The sequence below is a fragment of the Paenibacillus rigui genome, assembly GCF_002234615.1.
Lineage (GTDB): Bacteria > Bacillota > Bacilli > Paenibacillales > NBRC-103111 > Paenibacillus_S > Paenibacillus_S rigui.
Map to the genome: position 1 here is coordinate 1 of NZ_NMQW01000026.1, position 976 is coordinate 976.

Below are 976 nucleotides of genomic sequence, written 5' to 3' on the forward strand. Positions count from 1 at the left end.
TTTGTTCCCCAGGTTTCCTCGAACCGATCAAGCTCGACGAGTGCCATTTCTTCTGAAGCTGCCTTGTAAATGGGCTTCAGATCAGCCGTTACCTTCTTCAAATCTTTGTAAGAAACATAGCGGGTCGAGTTACGTATTTGATGGATGATGCATTTCTGGATTTCTGTCTTCGGATAGCAGGCCGAGATGGCTTGTGTGAAGCCGGTTAGATTATCTACACAGGTAATGAGGATGTCCTGTACGCCGCGATTCTTCAGGTCGTTTAAGACACTTAGCCAGAACTTTGCAGACTCATTCTCACCGATCCACATACCCAGCACATCCTTGCTTCCGTCCAGATCAATCCCAATCACCATGTAGGCAGCTTTGTTCACAATAGCCCCGTCTTGCTTGACTTTGAAGTGAATGGCATCTAGAAAAACAACGGCATAAACGCCTTGCAGCGGGCGGTTTTGCCATTCCTTGATGAGTGGAACGATCTTGTTTGTTACGTTGGAAATGAGGGTTGGTGAGACCTCAATACCGTACATATTTTCCAGGTGATCTTGAATGTCTCTGGTGCTGACTCCCTTGGCGTATAAGGCTATGATTTGGTCCTCAATACCCGTCACATTCGACTGATGCTTCTTTACCACAAGGGGCTCAAACTCACCTTGCCGATCGCGCGGAACCATGATTTCTTGCTCTCCATACTCACTCGTAACGCGTTTCTTGCTCTTTCCATTGCGGCTGTTTGTTGTTGTTTTGTTCTCCAATTCATGCTTTTGATAGCCTAAGTGCGTATCCATTTCCGCTTCTAGCATTTCTTGAATTGTCTCTGCAAATAGATTCTTTAATGCGTTTTGGGCATCTTGAGCCGTTACTAACTTGTTTTCTTTGATAAATTCGCGGAGCTGCTGCTTTGTCCATAATCCCACGTGTTCTCCCCAACCTTTCTTATACTTCCATTTTAATAGGTTTTGGAGTTTACACAAAC

At 45.1% G+C, this 976-nt stretch carries 1 protein-coding gene; it reads right to left on the reverse strand.

Annotated elements, in window-relative coordinates; all coding sequences use genetic code 11:
* Window positions 1-917 (reverse strand): IS256 family transposase (locus CF651_RS18880; protein WP_144029078.1); only part of this gene is annotated, 917 nt, incomplete at its 3' end.
* Between the last annotated feature and the right edge of the window lie 59 nt (window positions 918-976).